A 3,881-nucleotide genomic window follows, 5' to 3' on the forward strand; every position below is an offset into this window, starting at 1 on the left:
GGATCGCAGGGCCGCGGGCGATCACGGTGACCGCGCTCCCGAAGCGCGCGAACATGCCCGCGAACTCGAGCGCGATGGGGCCCGCGCCGATGATCGCGAGCCGCGCGGGCACGCCGTCGAGGTGCTGGATCGTGGTCGAGTCGTGCACGCGCGGGCCGTCCTCGCCCGGCAGGCCCGGCCGGCGCGGCACCGTGCCTGTGCCGATGACGACGTGCTCGGCGACGATCTCGAGCTGCTCGTCGCCGCCCGTGACGAGCACGGTGCGCTCGCCGGTGAAGCGGGCCTCGCCGCGGACGAGCGTCACGGCGTCGACCGTCGCGAGCAGCTGCCGGTTCGCCTCCCGGAGGCGCGCGACGAGCCCGTCGCGCTCGCGCGTGGCGCGCGCGAGGTACGCATCCGGGTCATCCGCGGGGCGACGCCGCTCCGCCTGGTGCACGAGCGCCTTCGTCGGCACGCAGGCGACGTTGATGCACGTGCCGCCGACCATGGCGTCGTCGCGCTCGACGAGCACGACCCGTCGGCCGGCGCGCCCGAGCGAGCGGGCGAGCGTCTTGCCGCCCTTCCCCCAGCCGAGCACGAGCACGTCGGTCTGGAGCGAGGGAGTCATCCCACCGACCCCGCGATGATGCTCCACGGCTGGATCTTCTCGATCGTCACGCCGGGCGCCTGGTAGTACGGGTCGCGCGCGAGCGCGGCCTTCACCTCGGCGACGTCGTCGGTGGCGAACAGCACGAGCGAGCCCGACTGGTCGCCGAAGGGACCCGCGGCCACGACGAGCCCCTGCTCGTGCAGCTCGGCGAGCAGCTCGCGGTGCCGCGGTCGCAGCTCGAGCCGGGCGGGGTCGTCGGTGAAGGAGGCGATGACGGCGATCATGCCTCCAGCCTAGGCACCGCGCCGGGCTGGGCGCCCGGCGCGGTGCGAGAGCCGGCTCAGGCGTCGACGAGCTCCGCGCTCGCGGCGGCGACGATGCGCCCGACGAGCGCGCGCAGCGGCTCGGCCGATCGGGCGACGAACGCGGCCGGGTCGGCGAGGCGCATCGACTCGTCGAAGTCGCCCTGCTGGAACGGCATCTGCACGCCCTCCTCGTCGAGCGCGAGGCCGATGTAGCCGAGCACCGACGCGAGCTGCGCCGCGGCTGCGGCGCCGCCGGCCCACCCGTACGAGACGATGGCGGCGGGCTTCCCGACCCACTCCTGCTTCAGGTAGTCGATCGCGTTCTTGAGCGCCGCCGGGTACCCGGAGTTGTAGTCGGGGGTCACGAACACGACGCCGTCGAGGGCCTCGATGCGCTCGGCCCACGCGATCGAGTGCGCGTTCGTGCGCACGCCGGAGGCCGGCGGCAGCGCCTCGTCGAGCAGGGGCAGGGCGACCTCGGCGAGGTCGAGCATCACCGGCTCGGCGCCGTCGGCCGCGATGAGCGAGGCGATCCCGTCGGCGACGGGGCGGCCGACGCGCACGGGGCGCGTGCTGCCGACGATGATGCCGATCTGGGGGCGTGCGGACATGACTCTCCTTGGTGTCGGGGCTGGGTCACGGCACACGACACTGGGCACCAGGGATCAGACAACCGGGGCGCGCGAGCGCGCATTCCCAGCCGGGCGAGGGCGCGCGCGGCCCCCTCGGGTCAGGCGAGGAAGGCGCGCGCGGCCGCCATCATCGCGGTCGTGGCCGTGTCGAGCGTCGGCTGCAGCACCGGGATGAAGTTGGGGGAGTGGTTCGAGGGCACGTCGACGTCGAAGGTGCCGCGCTCGCGCGCCGCGCCGACGAGCGCCGGGTCGAAGCCGCCGTAGAACCAGTACACGTACGGCGCGCCCCAGGTCGCGGGCAGGTCGCTGAAGTCCTCCGAGCCGAGCAGCGGCTCCGCGGCGGCGTGCGACGAGCCGAACGCGGCGTCGAACGCCTCGGCGACCCGGGCCGACGCATCCGCGTCGTTGATCGTGAGCGGCGCGGCGTCGCCGCGCTCGATCGTCGCGGGCGGCGCGCCCGCGACCTGGCACTCGCCCTGCACGATGCGCTCGATCGCCGCGAGCACCCGGCGGCGGACGGGCTCCTCGAACGTGCGCACGTTGATCTCGAAGCGCGCGGAGCCCGGGATGATGTTCTGCTTCGTGCCGGCGTGGAACGTGCCGACCGAGACGACCGCGCGGTCCGAGGGCGCGACCTCGCGGGAGACGATCGTCTGCAGCCGCACGACCATCGAGGCGGCGAGCACGATCGGGTCGATCGTCTTCTCGGGCTGCGAGCCGTGGCCGCCGCGGCCGTGCACCGTGACGATGAGGTGGTCGCTCGCGGCCATCACGGGGCCTGCCGCGAGCCGCACCTCCCCCGCGGCGCCCGGCATGACGTGCTGCCCGAGAGCGACGTCGATGCCGCCGGGGAAGAGCTCGCGCAGCGCCTCCTGCATGCCGCGGGCGCCGTTGATGAGCTCCTCGGCGGGCTGGAAGACGGCGATGATCGTGCCCGACCAGTCGTCCTGGTCGGCGAGCACGCGGAGCGCGCCCTGCAGCGACGCCATGTGGGTGTCGTGGCCGCACGCGTGCATGACGCCCGTCGCCTGGCCCTCCCACTCGTCGGTCGCGGTCGAGCGGTAGGGCACCTGCTCGACCTCGGTGACGGGGAGCCCGTCCATGTCGGCGCGCAGCAGCACCGTCGGGCCCTCGCCGCGCCGCAGGACGCCGACGACGCCGGTCGACTCGCCGACCTGCTCGTGCACCTCGAGCCCGATCTCCCGCAGCAGCTCCGCCATGCGGGCGGCGGTGCGGTGCTCGCGGTTCGAGAGCTCGGGGCTCGCGTGGAGCTCGCGGTAGAGGTCTTCGATGAACGGGCGGTGGCGCTCGAGGGTCATGGCGCCAGGCTAACGCGCGCCGGGGCGCGCTCCCGCTCGCCAGGGCGCCGCGCCGCGACCCCGGTAGGATCGAGGGAACTGTGAGGAGAGCCGTGACCGTCAAGCCCGGGCCCTCGCAGGGACTGCAGCCGTGGCACCTCCCTGCGATGCGGGCCGTGCCCGCGCTCGTCGTCGGGCTCCCGCTGCCGTTCGTGCAGCTGCACTCGCCGCTCGTCGCGCTCATCGCGCTCGCGGTGCTGCTCGGTGGCACGGCGGCAGCGCTGTGGCTCGGCCGGGAGGTCGTGCCGACCGTCGCCGGCCGGTGGCCCGTGCCTGCCGCTGCCTGGTCGGCGCTGCTCGCGATCGTCGCGGCCGTGCTCGCCGCCGTCGCCCCGACCGAGACCGCGGTCGGCCTGGCCGTCGCCGCGTGGGCGCTCCCGACCGGGGTGCTCGAGCTGCTCGGCTGGTGGCGGATGCGGTCGGTCGCCGACGCGCGCGCGCTCCGCACCGCGCGCGACTGGCGGGCGGTCGCGGTGCTCACCCTCGTCCTCGGCGGCGTGTTCGCGTTCGCGCGCGACGCCGTGACCCTCACCGGCCTGATCGGCGCGTACGCCGTGATCGTCGGCATCTACCACGCGCTCGCTGCGCTCTCGGCACGCCCGGCGCGCGCCACCCCCGAACCCGAGCGGAGCGACGCATGAGCGACCCCCAGCACGACCCCCTCTCCGGCGACGAGCCGGGCCAGCCCACGCGCAAGCAGCAGCTCAAGCCGTTCGAGTACCTCGCCTTCGCGGGGGCCGCCGGGGTGTTCGTCGGCCTCACGGTGCTCCTCGTGGTGCGGGACGTCGTGCTCGCGCTCGTCTTCGGCGGCGTCGCCTTCATCCTGACGCTGCTCATCACGGCGACGCTCATGCTCGCCATCAAGCCCAAGGGCCGGGCGGCGGCGGACCTCGACGAGCGCGACGGCTTCGAGCCGTGACGCGCGCGGCGCTCGTCGCCGCGGGCGTCGTCCTCGCGGTCGCCGGGTGCAGCCCGGTCGCGAGCGGCAGCCCCGCGC

6 protein-coding genes are annotated in these 3,881 nt (G+C 75.0%); 2 read left to right on the forward strand and 4 right to left on the reverse strand.

All coding sequences use genetic code 11. The features are described 5' to 3' along the window. From NWP09_RS12075 to NWP09_RS12090, 4 genes are all read right to left on the reverse strand, one after another. Positions 1-607: FAD-dependent oxidoreductase (locus tag NWP09_RS12075; protein WP_258275749.1), on the reverse strand; the 607-nt coding region annotated here is incomplete at its 3' end. Continuing rightward, positions 604-873, reverse strand: coding sequence for a YciI family protein (locus NWP09_RS12080; RefSeq protein ID WP_258275750.1), 270 nt, complete (start codon positions 871-873; stop codon positions 604-606). The genes NWP09_RS12075 and NWP09_RS12080, both read right to left, overlap by 4 nt. A 56-nt stretch (positions 874-929) precedes the next feature. Then, positions 930-1,505: an NADPH-dependent FMN reductase gene (locus tag NWP09_RS12085; protein WP_258275751.1), complete on the reverse strand. Its 576-nt coding sequence runs from the start codon at positions 1,503-1,505 to the stop codon at positions 930-932. A gap of 119 nt (positions 1,506-1,624) precedes the next feature. Then, positions 1,625-2,845 (reverse strand): amidohydrolase, encoded by a 1,221-nt coding sequence (locus tag NWP09_RS12090; protein ID WP_258275752.1) that lies wholly within the window; start codon positions 2,843-2,845, stop codon positions 1,625-1,627. A 92-nt stretch (positions 2,846-2,937) separates the two neighbouring features. Here NWP09_RS12090 and NWP09_RS12095 point away from each other — a divergent pair, with 92 nt between their 5' ends. Beyond that, on the forward strand, positions 2,938-3,525 hold the full coding sequence (locus NWP09_RS12095) for a hypothetical protein (protein WP_258275753.1): 588 nt from the start codon (positions 2,938-2,940) through the stop codon (positions 3,523-3,525). After that, positions 3,522-3,803, forward strand: coding sequence for an ABC transporter ATP-binding protein (locus tag NWP09_RS12100; protein ID WP_258275754.1), 282 nt, complete (start codon positions 3,522-3,524; stop codon positions 3,801-3,803). The genes NWP09_RS12095 and NWP09_RS12100 overlap by 4 nt, the downstream gene beginning before the upstream one ends. Positions 3,804-3,881: the final 78 nt, after the last annotated feature.

Origin of the sequence: Agrococcus sp. HG114 (assembly GCF_024723325.1) — a bacterium.
Lineage (GTDB): Bacteria > Actinomycetota > Actinomycetes > Actinomycetales > Microbacteriaceae > Agrococcus.